The organism is Bombilactobacillus sp. ESL1092 (assembly GCF_058107465.1).
Genome location: NZ_CM176594.1, coordinates 1011885 through 1028152, shown reverse-complemented (window position 1 = coordinate 1028152; position 16268 = coordinate 1011885). Strand labels below are relative to the sequence as shown.

The window sequence follows — 16268 nt, the reverse complement described above, 5'->3', positions numbered from 1 at the left end:
TTTTAACAATGAACAACTTGGGCCAAACGCTCTAACAAGTAAACCACGGGGACTTGACTGGTGAGATTCACCGATTGACCAATAATACGACTATTAATATGGTAGGAAAAATTTAAATCCGCTAAAGTAGTTAAGGAATTATGGCCATCATTGGTAATACTAACCAAGGTTGCCTTTTGATCATGAAAACTCGTCGCCTGCTCCAGCATTTGCTCAGTTTCACCACTCACCGATAAAATCATCACCACATGATTATTCATAGCCGCATGTCCTAGTTGAATAGGATAAAAAGGATCAGCAATCACGTAAGCTTCACGCCCATTATTCACAAATTGCCGCGCCCCGTAACTAGCCAAATCACCGGAAGTCCCTACACCGAGAAAAACAAAAATCGTCGCCGGATCAAACAATGTTTTAAACTGCTGAATCTTTTGGTCATAGTTTTCAATATGGGAAAAATAATCGTGCGCTTGATAGGTAATATCATCTACCAAGCCTTGACCAGCTACTTCTTGCTGTAATTGCTGGCAAAATTCATAATAATGCTGATAACCTAAACGATTAATTGTCCGTAAGACTGAGGCCGGCGCCACCCCTAGTTTAGCAGCCAAATGACGCAAACTGTAATCTTTGACTTGCTCCTTATGAACTTTAATATACCGATAAATTCTTTTTTGCGTCGCTGTTAATTGTGCCAATGACTTGTTGAACAACTCCTTTTTTAAAAAAAGACGTAGTCATGACAAAAGTTAACCTCAGCTTTTGTCTCAACCACGTCTTAATTAATTATTGCATCATTCTTATTTAGCAGCTAATTGCTTATATAAATCAACAATTTCTCCTGCTAAATCGCGAAAAGTGATCGCATTCATGATATGATCTTGACCATGAACCATTAATAGCGTCACTTGCTCATGTTCACCACTAGCTTCTTTAGTTAACATGCCCGTTTGTGCGTTATGGGCTTCTGCTAAAAATTTGTCCGCTTCTTTCAGCTTGGCTTCCGCAGTAGCAAAATCATTCACCTTAGCGGCTTTAATGGCTTCAAAAGCAGCACCTTTGGCATTACCACCATTCATGATGAGACCCATAACTGTTTGTAAATTTTCTTCTTCGTTCATTAATTAAATATCCTTTATTCCTGAATTAAACTTAAAGCTTCATCTAAAACTTTCGGTCCGTTCATCATACCGTAGTCTTGCATATTGATGACTTCGACTGGAATGGAAACCCGCTTTTTAAAATCATCTAACATGTAGCTAACTTGCGGTCCCAACATCAAAACATCTGGGTTTTCGGTTTCCATTTTGGAATCTGCATCTGCAGCAGCGGTTGCAAAGATATTAGCTTCAACGCCCTTTTCTTCAGCAGCTTTTTGCATCTTGCTAACTAATAAACTCGTGGACATGCCGGCGGCACATACTAACATAATCGTCTTTTTACTCATAATTAAATTCTCCTTTAATCTTTTACTTACTTATATTAAACCACTAATCTAGGCATTTTGCGCTGCTTTTTCTTCTTTTACTTTTTGATTATCCATGCTCTTAAAGAAGAAGAAGTAAATCAAAGTATCTAAGACAATATTGACAATTTGTAAGACTGCTCCTGAAATATGACCAGTAGCTAAATAACCTGACATAATCGGTGGTGTGGTCCAAGGTACCATGACACCCATCGTTTTAGCAACCCAACCCCATTTCATAGTTAAATAGGTCACGGTAACATTCGTTAACGGTGCTGCAATAAACGGAATGACCATCTTATAGTTCATGACAATTGGTAAACCAAAGATAATCGGTTCGTTAACATTAAAGATCGCAGGTCCAACGACTAATTCACCCAAGGTCTTATACTCTTTACTCTTGGACATAAAGGCAATCATCAACGCTAAACCAATCGTGGCGCCAGAACCACCCATGTGAACAAAGTTATCAAAAAATTGTTGTGTAACAATATTTGGTAAAGCATGGCCAGCTTTTAAAGCAGCCGAATTTTGGGCCATCGCAGCTAACCAAATAGGTTGCATCACGCCAGCCACCGTATTGGAACCGTGAATCCCAAAGATCCACAAAATGCAGACTAAACCTTCTGCAACTAGTGCTCCCGGTAAAGTATTACTCAAATGACTCAACGGATCCTGTAAGAAGAAGGTAATCACATTAGGAATACTCTTCATTGGCGTAGCTTCAATTCCCAAGCGAATGACCCACACAACTAGTAACGAAATCGCGCCCGGAATCAATGACGAGAATGAATTACTAATGGCCGGTGGCACACTCGCGGGCATCTTAATCGTCCAGTTCTTATGAACAATCCAGACATATAAATCAGTAATAAATAAACCGACTAAAATCGCAATAAATAAACCTGAGGAATCCAGTTCTTTTAACGGTACCCACAAATTACCGGCTTTATCCGTTTTTAGTGGAATGGTTAAAATATAGGCTCCAATAGAAACGATCATCGCTGAAAAAGCATCAACTTTATAGCTGCGTGCTAAGTTATACGAAATCCCGGCGACAGCGATTAACCCCATAATATGAAACGATGCATTAGTGATATACTGGGCCACATTCGCCCAATTTGGCCCAAAAGTATGCGCCATAAAAGCTAAATAACCTTTAATCGGAAATTGCGCAATAATCATGAAGATTGAACCAATGATAATCATTGGAATCGCAGCTGCCATCCCATCACGTAAAGCTACCATATGACGTGCTGACGATATTCTTTGGAAAAATGGAATCAGTTTAGTCGTTAAAAAACTATTTTTAGACTTTTCTTCAGCCATTTTAACTGCCCCCTTTTTTAAGCTAAATCTTCGCCATTAGATGCAATGACTTTTTGATACCAAGCAAAGGAATCTTTTTTCGAGCGTTCCAAAGTGCCGTGACCTTCATCATCTTTATCCACATAGATAAAGCCATAACGCTTAGACATTTGTCCTGTCCCCGCAGAAACTAAGTCAATGCAACCCCATGGTGTATAACCCATTAAATCAATCCCATCTTCTTCGACGGCTAACTTCATTTGTTCAATATGTGCGCGCAAATAATCAATCCGGTATTGATCATGGACTGAACCATCAGCTTCTTTTTGATCAACCGCGCCAAAACCATTTTCTACAATAAATTGCGGTTTATTGTACCGATCTGCTAACCAATTCATGGCGTAACGCAAACCCTCAGGGTCAATTTGCCAGCCCCACTCAGAGGACTTGACATACGGATTAGGAGTTCCATCTTGGTCTTCATCATAATGATAATTAACTGGTTCATGGTCTTTTGCCCGAACAGCCCGGGACATATAATAACTAAAGCCAATATAATCAACGGTGCCTTGTGCCAAAGTTGCTAAGTCTTCAGCGGTAATATCCATCTCCCAGCCTTGATTAGCTTGATAAGTCCGAAGCCAATGCGGATAACGACCATTAGATTGCACATCTTCAAACCAATACCGCGCTTCATTTGCCCGTTGGGCTTTTAACATATCCGCTGGTTTAGGACTAGCTGGATATAACGGCACCATCGCGATCATCGAACCAATTTGAAAGTTCGGATTAATTTGGTGTCCGATTTGGACTGCTTTCGCACTCGCCACCAATTCATAGTGTGCGGCTTGATACATGGTCTGTTCCATATTTTCACCCGGACGTTTTAACAGCCCGGAATTAGTCATCATCGAAAAATCATTTTTGTAATCGGTTTGATTATTGATCTCATTAAAAGTCATCCAATATTTAACTTTATTTTGGTAGCGCTTAAAGACAGTCTCAGCAAAATTCAAGAAGAAATCAATCACCTTACGGCTGCGCCACCCACCATATTCGGTAACTAGATGATATGGCATTTCAAAATGTGATAACGTAATGACCGGTTCAATGTTATACTTTAAGCATTCATCAAATAAGTCATCATAAAACTTCAATCCTGCTTCATTAGGTTCTTTTTCATCGCCATTAGGAAAAATGCGCGTCCACGCAATTGACGTCCGAAAACATTTAAAACCCATTTCGGCAAACAATTTAATATCTTCCGGATAACGGTCGTAAAAATCAATGGCTTCGTGATTAGGATAGTACAGCCCGTCTTTAACACCATCGGTAATTTGCCGGGGAACACCATTAGCGCCAGCCGTCATAATATCGGCAACACTCACACCTTTATGACCTGCTTGCCAGCCACCTTCTAATTGATGCGCTGCTACAGCGCCTCCCCACAAAAAATCTGGTCGTAATTGTTTCTTGTTAGTCATCAAACAGCCTCCCAATTTATAAAAACGTTTTTATGTAACGCTTACAAGAAACATTTTACTATTTTGTTTCTAAAAATCAAGATTATGTGGTAAAAAATCAGAAACACGTTTCTCAAAGAAAAATATCTTTTTCCGTCATTCTTGCAAATTAGGCTCATTCAGTTAAACTAAAATTACAATTTAATTAATTAGTTAACACAATGCCCAAGAATTTGCTCGCTGATGAATTTGCTAAAGGAGTTTATTATGACAAAACGACAATTAGGACTATCGATTTATCCAGATCATAGCAATTTTGCAGAAGATAAAAAATACTTAGAATTGGGACACAAATACGGCTTTTCCCGAATTTTCATGAGTATGTTAGAAGTTACCGGTTCTCCGGAACAAACTAAAGCTAAATTTCAAAAAATTATCGACGTGGGTAACAAGCTCGGTTATCAAACCATTATTGACGTTGCTCCTAACATCTTTGATGAATTGAATATTTCTTACGATGATTTATCATTTTTTGCTGAATTACATGCAGCGGGCATCAGGTTGGATCAAGCTTTTGATGGCGCCACTGAAGCCATGCTGTCTTATAACCCTTACGGCTTAATTATTGAACTGAACCTTAGTAATAATGTTGATTACTTAAATAATATTTTAAGTTTTCAAGCCAATACGCCCTTTATCTATGGCTGTCACAATTTTTATCCGCAAATAGGAACTGGTTTACCCTATGATTATTTTATGGAGTGTAATCAGCGCTTCAAAAAAGCTGGGATTCATACTGCCGCCTTTGTAGCGAGTCATGTGGGCGACCAAGGGCCGTGGAATGTCAACGATGGCTTACCAACTTTAGAAATGGATCGAAAATTACCTATTGCTGTGCAAGCCAAGCACTTATTTGCCTCTCAAATGATTGACGACGTAATTATCGGCAATGCTTACGCTAGTGAAAGTGAGTTGCAAGCCTTAGCCCAAACTGATCGCTATCAATTAGAATTTGACTTGGATTTAAATGATACTGTTAATCCGGTTGAAGCAGACATCATGTTCAAGCCACAACATTTTCGGCGCGGTGATATTAATCAATTAGTCATTCGTTCCACTATGCCGCGCGTTACCTATCAAGCTGTAGCCAATCCACCGCATGATAATGACCAAGTTTTCCAACGTGGCGATGTTTTAATCGGCAATGATAACTTTGGTGTTTATAAAAATGAACTGCAAATTGCTTTAGAGCCTCATCAAGATTCACGTAAAAATAAAGTCGGACAATTAAAACCGGAAGAACTATTCTTGTTGGACTTCATCAAACCGTGGACAAAATTTAAATTAACGCATCGAACTGAATCCAAGAATTAAATTCTAAGCAGAAAAAACAGCTAGCCTTAGTCCAAACTATTGCTAGCTGTTTTTTAATTGTTAGAAACTGGAACCCAAAGAATGCTGCGGGAATTGCAACGACTTTTGTTCTAATCTTTCATGGCTTTAACAAATCAACTAATTGCTGTGCCGTAAAATTGGTAAAATATTGATCCACATCAACCGAAGCTAAGGCCTGCGTTAAAGCTGATTCCGTATAGTCAATGCCAACTAAATATGCTGGTAATTCACTAACATCTTGTTGGCCAAAGAAATCTCCATAAAACTTAATTTGAGCAATTTTCCCATGGTCAATCAATAACCGCGCATCAATGGTCCCCGCATTAAAATGCTGACGCTTTTGAATGGTAAATTGTGGCGATTGTCCATAAACCCAATCCCAATTGGAATATAATTCTTGGTTTAGTTGGGCAATCCCCGCCTGATCTTGAGCGTTCAAGTGATACTCTTTATCCTTGATGTCTGCTAAGTCTCGTGCTTCAAACAGACTCAACAATAAAGCATCGCGGAACTGTTCAATAGTTAAGTTTTGATATTCAGGTGCCAAATAAGGTTTCAAATTCGTCACGCGACTGCGGACTGACTTAATACCCTTAGACGCAATTTTATCAGGCGCCACCTTGAGTGCTTGGCTCAAAACATCTAAGTCCACATCATAAGTCAACGTCCCGTGCGAGAAAGTTTTGCCATTTTTAGTATACATGGCATTGCCGGAAAACTTTTTACCAGCAATTAATAAATCATTGCGCCCAGAAACTTCTACTCCTGTGGCTCCCATCCGCTGTAGAGCTGCTACAATCGGTTGGGTCATTTTTTGAAAATCACCAAACCGCTCATCTTGCGCATTAATCACAAAACTAAAAGAGACGTTACCTAAGTCATCATACACGGCGCCACCACCCGAAAGCCGTCGGGTGACCGTAATTTGGTGTGCTTTCACGTAATCTAAGTTTAATTCTTCCAAAGTATTTTGATTGCGTCCCACAATAATACACGGTTTTTGAATATAGAACAAAACCAATGGTTCATCAAAGTCCTTATTGTTCATTAAATATTGTTCGGTTGCCAGATTTTCACGAATATCTTGTGCTGGCATGCAAAAATAATACACGGTCCTGCGATCCTTTGGAAAATATTTTTAAGGTGTCACTAGCTTGATCAAATCAGCTGCTTTAATACCGGTAAAATACTGGTCTAAATCAATCGTTTGTAATTTTTGAGCAAGATGATCATAATCATAAGTCACACCTTGAAGTTGTTGTTCTAATTGTTCAACATCTTGTGTACCAAAGAAATCACCGTAAAACTTAGCTTGACTAATCTTGCCTTGCTCAATGACAAACCGTGCATCAATGGTCCCCATCTCAAAGTGTTGGCGATTCTTCACGGTAAACTCGGGTGATTTGCCGTACACCCAATCCCAATTAGCGTAAATGTCTGTTTTTAATTGCGCAATTGCTTGCTGGTCTTGGGCGGTAATTTGGTATTCATGATCTTTAATGTCCGCTAAATCATCAGCTTGAAAGAGACTTAATAACAAAATATCGCGAAATTGTTCCGTCGTTAAATTTTGATACTGTGCATCTAAATACGGCCGAATATTCGTTACCCGACTGCGCACCGACTTAATACCTTTAGAAGCAATCTTATCTTTTGGTACATGCAAGGCTTTTGTCAAGACGTCTAAATCGACATCATACGATAAAGTACCATGTGAGAAAGTTTTGCCATTCTTGGTATACATGGCATTGCCCGAAAACTTTTTACCGTCTATTAAAATATCATTGCGCCCGGAAACTTGTGCCCCAGTTGCCCCTAAGCGGTGTAAGGCGTCAACCAGCGGTTGGGTTATTTTTTTAAAGTCACCAAACTTTTCATCTTTTGCATCGACTACAAAACTAAAACAAAGATTACCTAAGTCTTGATATACTGCGCCGCCCCCCGAAAGTCGTCGAGTAACCGTGATTTGATGTTGACGGACATAGTCGTTATTCAATTCTTCAATTGTGTTTTGATTATGACCAACAATAATACAAGGACTTTCAATATAAAACAATACTAGTGGTTCATCAAAATCCTTATTATTCATTAAATACTGCTCAGTGGCTAGATTATCACGGATATCATGCGATTGCATTACTACATAGTACATTCAGAGCACCTCTCTTTATAAACGTTTTCAATAACATTATAAAGAAATTAAACTCAAATGACTATCTTTAATTTATTTTGTTTTTAAATTTAATAATTTAACTAAAATATTTTTTAAACAGCCAAAGACGATTAACGCAAAAACTAAACTGGCAACTGCACTACCACCATTAACTAATAACGACCATGTCCACGGATTAAATGCTTTGGGAGCATAAGAACCCCACACCAAGACGCCCGCCACAAAATGACAAAAGTATTTGATAAATAATGCAACACTACTACTAACTAATACTGCTGGCAAAATCGATCGGTGTTGTTGAATCCGCTGCTCAATCACAGGTGCCCAAAGACCAGCTAAGCCTAAGACCCCAAAGGCCACAGGATATTCCAATATTCCTTGCCACACATTTAAAACCGAACCACTACTTAAGCCTCGTAAAATCAAATCCAATAATCCCCACACAATACCAGCGATAATGCCGGCTTTAACACCCCGGCGCCAAGAATATAAACACAAAGGAACTACTCCATACAAAATCTCAATTGAGGAAATTCCTAAACTGTGAGGAATATACGACAAAGCCATGGCTAGCGCCACGATAATTGCACCTTCAACCAACGTTTGTAACTTATTTTTTGACATCAAAAAACACTCCTTTTTAACTATCTCGCAAAAAAGAGTGTCTACCACTCATCACAATTCCTACGCTTGTACTAACAAACAGGTTCCAAGGGTCTGAACTTAATCACTCTCAGCTATTTAGAGCTCCCCTTTGCGATGATAATCTGATTTAATTAATTCGAGTGTAACCGAATTGATGTTAAAACACAAGAAAACATCCAAAAAAATAGACTTTTGAGAAATTTCTCAAAAGTCTATTTGGAACATTTAGTTGTTGTCACACAGTTTATTGACCAACTGCTTTTTTAATCAATTGCGTTTGAAATTCTTGCGCATATTGTTTACTCAAAGCTGTCATTTTGGTCTTATTAGTCATTAAACTAGGATCTTTCTTCGCTGCAGCAGCCAATTTTTGTTTAACATAAGCTTGAGCTTGTGTTTTAACTTGCGCTTGACCAGCTGGCGTTTTCATTTGGGCCATTTTCTTTTGTAATTGCTTAACTTGATTCATTGATAAATGTAACCAATTCTTAGGCAAATAGAACGTATTAACCCGTTTAACTAATTTATTATCCATCCCAGAAACGCCAAACCAAATCTTATCCGCATTTGATTTATACTTCCAACGCGTAACCGTCTCTTTTAAAGAACCGTCCTGTTTAGTGGTGGACTTAATGTGGTTATTAGAAATTGTCTCTTCATTAACTTGTGAATGAACGGGCTTTTTCTGATCTGGATCAGTTTTATAAACTTGCACCGTTTCTTTTCCATTAGTACCCACAGTCTTATACAACATTAAGTTCAAGCCATTAGCTGATTTAGCTGGGTAAATCTGGGTAGTTTTACTTTCGGTCACTTGGTGCATACCGAAGTGATTATAATCATTCAAGACTAAAAAGACGAGTGACAATCCGAAAATAATTAAAGCAATAAGCGTAGCGAATGTCCGTAAAAGTGGTTTTCTTAAATAGACAAAACTCATAAAGGTAGCGACTGCACCGATAACTAAAGTTACTAAAATCATGCCTATTCACCCCCCTTTACTACTTTGTTAACATCAACATCTTTAGCCTGGTTCTTTTCTTTTAAGAAGAAGGCCAAAACCACACCAATCACAGCAAAGACTAAGGAGAACATAAAGGAAGCATGATAACCTGCTAAAGTTGCATTTAAGAAGTCATGCTTATATTGGAATGGTGCCGCATGCAATAAATGCTTACCTGGTTGTTGACCTTTAGTAACATTAGTCAATAACGTAATCATAATCGCTGAACCAATCGAAGACGCAATCTGACGTGCCGTGTTGTTAGCTGCCGTACCATCAGCAATTAAATCATCTGGTAAAGCATTCATTCCGGAAGTGGTAACTGGCATCAAGACCATCGAGATTCCTAATGTCCGTACTACCTGTAAAATAACAATGTAACTGGTTGGTGTGTCAGCAGTTAACCACACGAATGGCAACGTTGCTAACGTCAAAATAACCAAGCCAATAACCGCTAAACGCCGACCGCCAAATGCGTCAAAGGTCCGTCCTGTAATAGGACTCATGAAGGCCATGACTAACGCTGCTGGTAGTAAAATTAAACCAGACTTCAAAGCACTCATACCGTGCACAATTTGTAAATAAAGTGGTAAGACTGTAGAAACACCTAACATCGCAATTGTCACAATGGAGGACAAAATAGCTGCTAAAGTAAAGTCTGCTGTCTTAAAAACTCGTAATTCCAAGAACGGCTTGGGAATTACTAATTGCCGCCAAATAAAGAGAACAACACCAATTACACCAATAATTAATGTACTTAAAACATTAGCAGAAGTCCAACCATCATTTCCTGCGGCGGAGAAGCCGTACAATAAGGCTCCAAAACCTGCTGTGGATAAGAATAAGGACAACCAATCCAATTTTTGTTTGTGGGTTTTTATAACTGGCTTCATAAAGATTAAAGCCAAAATAACTACGACCACCACAAATGGAATTAATAAACCAAATAAATCACGCCAATTCATGTTATCGACGATCCAACCGGATAGAGTTGGTCCAATCGCTGGCGCAAAGCCGACAACAATACCAACTAAGCCTAGCGCGGCTCCCCGCGATTCTGCCGGGAACAACGATAACATAATTGTTTGTAATAATGGCATGGTAATTCCCACACCAACTGCTTGGATTAACCGCGCAGCTAACAAAATGCCAAAACTAGGAGCAATAAAAGCTAAAACTGTCCCAAATAAGAAAATAACCATTGCTGAGATATATAACCATTTAGTATTAACAGTCGTTGCTAAATAAGCAGACAATGGAATCATAATTCCGTTCACCATCAAGAAGCCAGTCGTTAACCACTGAACCGTTGCTGTCGAAACATTAAATGTGGACATCAACTTTGGTAATGCTGTCGATAATAAAGTCTGATTTAACACAGTACAAAATGTTCCAACTAGTAGAACAATAATCAGCATTAATTTGCTGAACTTATTCATTGTGTTACTTTCTGCCAAGTAAAATCCTTCTTTCCAATAAAATTATTCATTAAACATGTAGAACCGATTTAAGAACTTCTTAAATCCCGATAGCAAAGCAATACTGTACAATATAAACTATCTCCTACTCTTTGTCAATTATTTGATATTCATGTTAACAAATTTACAAATTAACAGAAGAACTTTATAATAAGAAGACGTTTAGTTTTGCTACACAAATTTTCTTGATGCTCAGATTTTATTTTAGACAAGAACTAGGTGAAAAATGGCTCAAATTAATGATTACGCACAATGGTTTCATAATATTATTCGACCAGACAATCTGTATCTCAGCATTCGCGACACTGCCCGTGCCTGTCAAGTTACTGATACGCAGATTCGCTACTGGATTAAAAATGGCTATCTCAAAACCGTCAAAACCGAAAACGGCGCAGTGAAGTTACCCTACCAACAAGTAATTCACGCCCGCATGATTAAAAATTTTTTAGACGATGGTTATACCCTGCACGCTGCCGTTGACAAGATGAGAGACAACCTGTCAATTGCCCGCTCTGTCCAGCACATTTTATTAGATAGTATTCAAAATATCTCTATCCAAAATGATAATATTATTTTAGATTTTGGTCCGCTAGCCGAAGATCATAGTCAACACGTCTATTGCATTGATAATCATCAACAAACAAAATTTACTATTCAAAAACCGGAGCTGCTCAATCAAACATTTTAGTCAAAATAACTCTTATGCCAGGCTGCACAGCCGCACTGGCTTTTTCTTTTCAGTAGTAGATTTGTTACAATAAACTAAATTGCTAGTAGCTGGTTAATTGGCTTTATAACCGAAAGCAGCAGTTAATATGAGCTGAATGCATTTTTTTGACGTTACTATTCTAAAGGAGAATTCTGTGAATTTCATTATTAATTTGTACCGGCCGTTTTTTGAGTTACACAATTGGGAGAAAGTCATTCAGTCACCGAATGACTGGTTATTGATTATTTCGTTAATTATTATGGAGTGTCTTTTGTCTGTTGATAATTCGATCGTTCTCGCCGCCCAAGCACATACCTTAAAAACTAAAAAAGAACAGGCAGATGCCCTGTTTTACGGTATTTGGGGAGCTTTTATTTTTCGCTTCTTAGTAATTGGCATTGGCACTTATTTAATTGACTTTTGGTGGATTAAAATCCTAGGTGCAATTTATCTAGTATATATGTCAGTTCATTTTTTCTGGGAAAAATTTTCCGGCGAAAAAAAGCAGATTAAAATGTTTAAAATCAAAGGCTTATCTCCGTTATGGCAAGTGATTATTTCGGTTGAATTTACCGATATTATGTTTTCCTTGGACTCCGTGTTAACCCTCATCGCGGTATCCAATAATCCCGTCATTATTTTAATTGGTAGTGTGATCGGAATTATTGCCATGCGGGGAGTGGCCGAAGTAATTATGAGTTTAATGAACAAAATCCCCGAATTGGAACCCATGGCTTATATTTTAATTTTATTAATTGCCGTGAAATTATTTTTGACGATTCCCGCCATTAACATTGAAATTCCGAATTCCATGTTTACGCTGGCTTTAGCCGTTGCTTTTATTGTTACTTTTGTGATCCATTTTATCCGTAAAAAACAGACTAAAAAATAGTCTGTTTTTTGATTTCATTCTAGCGCTTCGTTATTATGGTAGTAAGATCTCTCCTTAAAATACAAGTATTTTTGCCAAGATCGATTCTATTACCTAATGGTATCAAGACAACAATTAATTGGATTTAACTTGACGCTTATAACACTGGCGTGATTTTAATTAATTGTACTTTTGTCGTAGCTATTTTTAATGTCAGCGACTATTAATCCTGACAAACACAGAGAGGAGTATCAACTGCATGACAGATAATACACCAATGGTGGAGTTTAAAAATGTCACTAAAATCTATAAAGGAAAAACGCCCGCGGTTAGTAACGCTAATATCAAAATTGCTCAAGGAGAATTTTGCTGTTTTATCGGTACTTCCGGTTCGGGCAAGACCACTTTAATGCGAATGATTAATCGCATGAATAGCATTACTTCTGGTGATGTTTTAATTAAGGGAAAAAGTGTCAACAGCTTTAACGCGGTCGATTTGCGCCGCAAAATTGGGTATGTGATTCAAAATAATGGGCTCATGCCCCATATGACGATTAAAGATAATATTATTTTAGTTCCAAAACTATTAAAATGGCCTAAAGACAAACTAGACAAACGGGCCAAAGAATTAATTCAACTGGCCGAATTACCAGAAGAGTATTTAGACCGCTACCCTTCCGAATTATCCGGTGGCCAACAACAAAGAATTGGTGTGGTTCGCGCCCTCGCAGCTGATCAAGATTTGATCTTAATGGACGAACCATTTGGGGCATTAGATCCTATTACGCGGGATAATTTACAAGATTTAGTTCAAAAATTGCAACGCGATACGGGCAAAACCTTTGTCTTTGTCACTCACGATATGGATGAAGCTTTAAAATTAGCCACCCATATTGTCATTATGCATGATGGTCAAGTGGTCCAAGATGATACCCCTGATCAAATCTTACGACACCCCGCTAATGATTTCGTGGAAAACTTAATTGGTGAAGATCGGTTAGCTGAAGCCAAGCATGATATGGTGCAAGTTAAAGAAATCATGTTGACGGAGCCGGTACAAATCAACTTGGGTGCTTCCTTAAAAGAAGCTTTGGTTTTAATGAAACAACGGCATGTTGATACCTTATTAGTAACCGATGATGACAAACACCTCAAAGGTTTGATTCGCATTGAGCGCTTGGAACATCGTTACCATAAGGCCGCAGGAGTCAGTGATATTTTAGATACGAATATCTATACTGTACGTCCTGAAGCCTACTTGCGTGATACAGTGGATCGAATTTTAAAACGGGGTTCTAGTTATGTACCTGTAGTTGATCATAATGGCGTTTTAGTCGGGATTGTTACCCGTTCAGCTTTAGTTAATTTGGTTTACAACACCATCTGGGGGGATAGCGATCCGCTCGCTGAAAGCCAGGATAATAATCACACGCCATCTAAAGGAGCTGAGCAAAATAATGAGTAGTTTTTTAGCACAGCATGGTTCTGAATTATTAGTTAAAACTTGGGAACAAATTTATATTTCAGCTATTTCTCTAGGCTTGGGCATTTTGGTCGCTGTTCCCTTGGGCATTGTATTATCTCGTTTTCCCAAAACGGCCAATATTGTCATGAATATTGCTAGTATGCTGCAAACTATTCCGGCCTTAGCTTTATTAGCCTTAATGATCCCAGTGTTTGGCATTGGGCAATTACCCGCAATTATTGCTTTATTCATTTATAGTTTAATGCCGATTTTGCGTAACACTTATATTGGTATTAAAGGGGTCGATCCTAATATTATTGACTCCGCCAAGGGCATTGGCATGACTAATTGGCAATCAATTATTAAAGTCGAGGTTCCTTTGGCGATGCCCGTAATTATGTCGGGGATTCGTTTATCCGCTATCTATGTCATTGCGTGGTCCACCTTAGCTTCTTACATTGGTGCTGGTGGTTTAGGCGACTTCATTTTTAATGGTTTGAACTTGTTCCAACCAGCCTTAATTTTAGGAGGCACCATTCCAGTCATTATCTTAGCCATTCTCACCGACTATCTATTAGGCAAATTAGAACAAAAGCTAACACCAGTTTCCAGTAAAATTAACTAAGGGGGTTGAACTATGAAAAAGAAACTACGCCGCTGTTTACTGGCCTTAGTTTTATTATTAACAACTGTCACCGCTAGTGGTTGCAGCCTACCCGGTCTCAGTTCCGCACAAGGCAATAGTGATACGGTACGAATTGCTTCTTTAAATACAACTGAATCACAGGTTATTGCTAACATTATAAGCGAATTAGTAGCTCATGAAACCAATTATCATACCGAAATCGTCAATAACCTCGGTTCGGCACCGCTTATGCACCAAGCTTTAATTCGTAAAGATGCTGACATTCAAGCTGTATCTTATAGTGGTACCGAATTAACCACGACGCTAAATCTACCGCCAACTAAAAGTGCAGCTAAAGCAACCCGAATTGTTAGTCAAACGGTTAAACGCCGCTATAATCAAACCTTATTTCCTACTTACGGTTTTGAAAACAAATTTGCCTTTATGGTCACACAAAAAACTGCTAAAAAGTATGGTTTAAACAAGGTGTCCGATTTAGGTAAAGTGGCCAATAGTTCCACGATTGGTGTAGATGCTAACTGGTTAAATCGTAAGGGCGATGGTTATAAAGATTTTACTCGTTATTATGGTTTTGAGTTTGCGAAAGCCTATCCCATGCAGATTGGGTTAGTTTATTCGGCATTAGCCTCTAACAAGATGGATGTCGTTTTAGGTTACTCTACTGACGGACGCGTAGACAGCTATCACTTAAAGCAACTACAAGATGATAAAAAGTTTTTCCCACCATATAAGTGTTCTATGCTCGTGAACAATTCTTTATTAAAAGAACATCCTGATTTAAAACCCATTTTACACCGCTTAGATGGCAAGATTAACGTCCATACCATGCGTAAGCTCAACTATCAAGTTGATGATCAATTGCTAGAACCCCAAGTTGTCGCCCACAAATTCTTACAGGAAAATCATTATTTCCGAGGTGATAAGTAGATGTCACATTTAAATATTTGGCAACAATTAATTTATTATTATCAGCACAACGGCATGTATATCTTGCAACAATTCTGTCGGCATTTTTTAATTTCGATTTATGGCGTTTTGTTCGCGGCCATCATTGGTATTCCTGTGGGCATTTTAATTGCTCGTAATCATAAGCTTGGTAACTTCGTGATCAGTATTGCCAATGTAATTCAAACCATTCCGTCTTTAGCCCTCTTGTCGATTATCATGATTGGCATGGGGTTAGGCGTCAATACGGTCATTGTGACTGTGTTCTTATATTCTTTATTGCCAATTATCAAGAACACTTACACTGGTATGCGCAATGTTGATGCTAATATCATTGATTCTGGTAGAGGCATGGGGATGACCAATTGGCAAATCTTGTATATGGTCCGTTTGCCCCTATCATTATCAATTATTATGGCCGGCATTCGCAACGCTCTGGTCTTAGCGATCGGGATTACAGCAATCGGGGCATTTGTTGGTGCCGGTGGTTTAGGCGACATTATTATTCGGGGTACCAACGCCACCAATGGTGGTGCCTTGATTTTAGCTGGGGCTTTACCGACTGCCTTAATGTCAATTATTTCCGATACCCTTCTCAACTTATTAGAAAAATGGTTAAAACCCGCTGGTTTAGAAGGTTAATTAGCACTATCTAATTAATAGTGCTAATTAGTTGAAATTTATAACGTTGGAGGCTACAAT

17 protein-coding genes and 1 riboswitch are annotated in these 16268 nt (G+C 38.5%); of the genes, 7 read left to right on the top strand and 10 right to left on the bottom strand.

All coding sequences use genetic code 11. The features are described 5' to 3' along the window. Positions 1-2: 2 nt before the first annotated feature. From AC3B6Y_RS04720 to AC3B6Y_RS04700, 5 genes are all read right to left on the bottom strand, one after another. Positions 3-698 carry a MurR/RpiR family transcriptional regulator gene (locus AC3B6Y_RS04720; RefSeq protein WP_489790526.1) on the bottom strand — a complete coding sequence of 232 codons (696 nt, stop codon included), beginning with the start codon at positions 696-698 and terminating at the stop codon, positions 3-5. Between the two features lie 102 nt (positions 699-800). Continuing rightward, positions 801-1121 (bottom strand): PTS lactose/cellobiose transporter subunit IIA, encoded by a 321-nt coding sequence (locus AC3B6Y_RS04715; protein WP_489756979.1) that lies wholly within the window; start codon positions 1119-1121, stop codon positions 801-803. A gap of 14 nt (positions 1122-1135) precedes the next feature. Next, on the bottom strand, positions 1136-1447 hold the full coding sequence (locus tag AC3B6Y_RS04710) for a PTS sugar transporter subunit IIB (RefSeq protein WP_489756978.1): 312 nt from the start codon (positions 1445-1447) through the stop codon (positions 1136-1138). A gap of 48 nt (positions 1448-1495) precedes the next feature. Then, entirely contained in the window at positions 1496-2794 is a 1299-nt protein-coding gene (gene celB / locus AC3B6Y_RS04705; RefSeq protein ID WP_489756977.1) for a PTS cellobiose transporter subunit IIC, read from the bottom strand. Between the two features lie 17 nt (positions 2795-2811). Beyond that, positions 2812-4257, bottom strand: a complete 1446-nt coding sequence (locus tag AC3B6Y_RS04700; protein ID WP_489790524.1) for a 6-phospho-beta-glucosidase — start codon at positions 4255-4257, stop codon at positions 2812-2814. Positions 4258-4503: 246 nt separating this feature from the next. Here AC3B6Y_RS04700 and AC3B6Y_RS04695 point away from each other — a divergent pair, with 246 nt between their 5' ends. Beyond that, on the top strand, positions 4504-5610 hold the full coding sequence (locus tag AC3B6Y_RS04695; protein WP_489790523.1) for a DUF871 domain-containing protein: 1107 nt from the start codon (positions 4504-4506) through the stop codon (positions 5608-5610). Positions 5611-5728: 118 nt separating this feature from the next. Here AC3B6Y_RS04695 and lplA (AC3B6Y_RS04690) read toward each other — a convergent pair whose 3' ends face one another. The 5 genes from lplA (AC3B6Y_RS04690) to AC3B6Y_RS04670 all read right to left on the bottom strand — a co-directional run bounded on the left by lplA (AC3B6Y_RS04690) (position 5729) and on the right by AC3B6Y_RS04670 (position 10891). Continuing rightward, positions 5729-6742 carry a lipoate--protein ligase gene (lplA, locus tag AC3B6Y_RS04690; protein WP_489790521.1) on the bottom strand — a complete coding sequence of 338 codons (1014 nt, stop codon included), beginning with the start codon at positions 6740-6742 and terminating at the stop codon, positions 5729-5731. Between the two features lie 27 nt (positions 6743-6769). Then, on the bottom strand, positions 6770-7783 hold the full coding sequence (gene lplA, locus AC3B6Y_RS04685; protein ID WP_489790101.1) for a lipoate--protein ligase: 1014 nt from the start codon (positions 7781-7783) through the stop codon (positions 6770-6772). 72 nt (positions 7784-7855) lie between these two features. Continuing rightward, positions 7856-8428 (bottom strand): energy-coupled thiamine transporter ThiT, encoded by a 573-nt coding sequence (gene thiT / locus AC3B6Y_RS04680; RefSeq protein WP_489790519.1) that lies wholly within the window; start codon positions 8426-8428, stop codon positions 7856-7858. Positions 8429-8468: 40 nt separating this feature from the next. Further along, a riboswitch (TPP riboswitch) is annotated at positions 8469-8568 on the bottom strand. A 125-nt stretch (positions 8569-8693) separates the two neighbouring features. Beyond that, the gene (locus AC3B6Y_RS04675) at positions 8694-9431 is read right to left on the bottom strand and encodes a DUF4811 domain-containing protein (RefSeq protein ID WP_489769315.1); all 738 of its coding nucleotides are present in this window, start codon (positions 9429-9431) and stop codon (positions 8694-8696) included. A 2-nt stretch (positions 9432-9433) separates the two neighbouring features. After that, on the bottom strand, positions 9434-10891 hold the full coding sequence (locus AC3B6Y_RS04670; protein ID WP_489757700.1) for an MDR family MFS transporter: 1458 nt from the start codon (positions 10889-10891) through the stop codon (positions 9434-9436). Positions 10892-11156: 265 nt separating this feature from the next. On the opposite strand from AC3B6Y_RS04670, the gene AC3B6Y_RS04665 reads away from it, so the two are divergent. The 6 genes from AC3B6Y_RS04665 (at position 11157) to AC3B6Y_RS04640 (ending at position 16208) form a co-directional block, all read left to right on the top strand. Beyond that, a complete protein-coding gene (locus AC3B6Y_RS04665) occupies positions 11157-11618 on the top strand; it encodes a MerR family transcriptional regulator (RefSeq protein WP_489756970.1) in 462 nt (153 codons plus the stop codon). A gap of 175 nt (positions 11619-11793) precedes the next feature. Next, positions 11794-12531, top strand: coding sequence for a DUF475 domain-containing protein (locus AC3B6Y_RS04660; RefSeq protein WP_489756969.1), 738 nt, complete (start codon positions 11794-11796; stop codon positions 12529-12531). Between the two features lie 238 nt (positions 12532-12769). Beyond that, on the top strand, positions 12770-13975 hold the full coding sequence (locus tag AC3B6Y_RS04655) for a betaine/proline/choline family ABC transporter ATP-binding protein (RefSeq protein ID WP_489756968.1): 1206 nt from the start codon (positions 12770-12772) through the stop codon (positions 13973-13975). Continuing rightward, positions 13968-14600 carry an ABC transporter permease gene (locus tag AC3B6Y_RS04650; RefSeq protein ID WP_489756967.1) on the top strand — a complete coding sequence of 211 codons (633 nt, stop codon included), beginning with the start codon at positions 13968-13970 and terminating at the stop codon, positions 14598-14600. The genes AC3B6Y_RS04655 and AC3B6Y_RS04650 overlap by 8 nt, the downstream gene beginning before the upstream one ends. Positions 14601-14612: 12 nt before the next feature. After that, a complete protein-coding gene (locus AC3B6Y_RS04645; RefSeq protein ID WP_489756966.1) occupies positions 14613-15548 on the top strand; it encodes an osmoprotectant ABC transporter substrate-binding protein in 936 nt (311 codons plus the stop codon). After that, positions 15549-16208, top strand: a complete 660-nt coding sequence (locus AC3B6Y_RS04640; protein WP_489756965.1) for an ABC transporter permease — start codon at positions 15549-15551, stop codon at positions 16206-16208. The last annotated feature ends 60 nt before the right edge of the window (positions 16209-16268 follow it).

Bases quoted from the DNA above. Each gene is read 5' to 3' on its own strand.
- AC3B6Y_RS04640 (WP_489756965.1), top strand. From the start codon at position 15,549: ATGTCACATTTAAATATTTGGCAACAATTAATTTATTATTATCAGCAC.
- AC3B6Y_RS04695 (WP_489790523.1), top strand. From the start codon at position 4,504: ATGACAAAACGACAATTAGGACTATCGATTTATCCAGATCATAGCAAT.
- AC3B6Y_RS04675 (WP_489769315.1), bottom strand. From the start codon at position 9,431: ATGATTTTAGTAACTTTAGTTATCGGTGCAGTCGCTACCTTTATGAGT.
- lplA (WP_489790101.1), bottom strand. From the start codon at position 7,783: ATGTACTATGTAGTAATGCAATCGCATGATATCCGTGATAATCTAGCC.
- AC3B6Y_RS04665 (WP_489756970.1), top strand. From the start codon at position 11,157: ATGGCTCAAATTAATGATTACGCACAATGGTTTCATAATATTATTCGA.
- AC3B6Y_RS04655 (WP_489756968.1), top strand. From the start codon at position 12,770: ATGACAGATAATACACCAATGGTGGAGTTTAAAAATGTCACTAAAATC.
- thiT (WP_489790519.1), bottom strand. From the start codon at position 8,428: ATGTCAAAAAATAAGTTACAAACGTTGGTTGAAGGTGCAATTATCGTG.
- AC3B6Y_RS04700 (WP_489790524.1), bottom strand. From the start codon at position 4,257: ATGACTAACAAGAAACAATTACGACCAGATTTTTTGTGGGGAGGCGCT.
- AC3B6Y_RS04670 (WP_489757700.1), bottom strand. From the start codon at position 10,891: ATGAATAAGTTCAGCAAATTAATGCTGATTATTGTTCTACTAGTTGGA.
- AC3B6Y_RS04650 (WP_489756967.1), top strand. From the start codon at position 13,968: ATGAGTAGTTTTTTAGCACAGCATGGTTCTGAATTATTAGTTAAAACT.
- celB (WP_489756977.1), bottom strand. From the start codon at position 2,794: ATGGCTGAAGAAAAGTCTAAAAATAGTTTTTTAACGACTAAACTGATT.
- AC3B6Y_RS04715 (WP_489756979.1), bottom strand. From the start codon at position 1,121: ATGAACGAAGAAGAAAATTTACAAACAGTTATGGGTCTCATCATGAAT.
- AC3B6Y_RS04710 (WP_489756978.1), bottom strand. From the start codon at position 1,447: ATGAGTAAAAAGACGATTATGTTAGTATGTGCCGCCGGCATGTCCACG.
- AC3B6Y_RS04645 (WP_489756966.1), top strand. From the start codon at position 14,613: ATGAAAAAGAAACTACGCCGCTGTTTACTGGCCTTAGTTTTATTATTA.